This window comes from Acidovorax sp. Root217 (genome assembly GCF_001428645.1).
Lineage (GTDB): Bacteria > Pseudomonadota > Gammaproteobacteria > Burkholderiales > Burkholderiaceae_C > Acidovorax.
In genome coordinates this window covers 1-202 of sequence record NZ_LMIH01000003.1, presented here as the reverse complement: position 1 = coordinate 202, position 202 = coordinate 1, and the positions used below count along the sequence as shown (strand labels likewise).

Annotated in this window: 1 protein-coding gene; it reads right to left on the bottom strand. The window is 63.9% G+C overall.

Annotated features, from left to right (window positions below; all coding sequences use genetic code 11):
• Window positions 1-202, bottom strand: a 202-nt coding sequence (locus ASE31_RS00710; protein ID WP_057199631.1) for an EAL domain-containing protein, incomplete at both ends; no start/stop codon positions are given.

The following is a 202-nucleotide window of genomic DNA, read 5'->3' as shown; positions in this document are numbered from 1 at the left end:
GCCATGCAGCCTGAGGAACCCCAGTTGCCCCGTCGTCTCCACCCCCTCGGCCACCACCTGCAAATCCAGGCTCTTGGCCAGCGCCAAAATGGTGCGCACGATGGCCGCGTCGTTGGGGTCGCTCAGCACGTCGCGCACGAAGCTCTGGTCGATCTTGATCTGGTCCAGCGGCAGCCGCTTGAGGTAGCTCAATGAGGAGTAG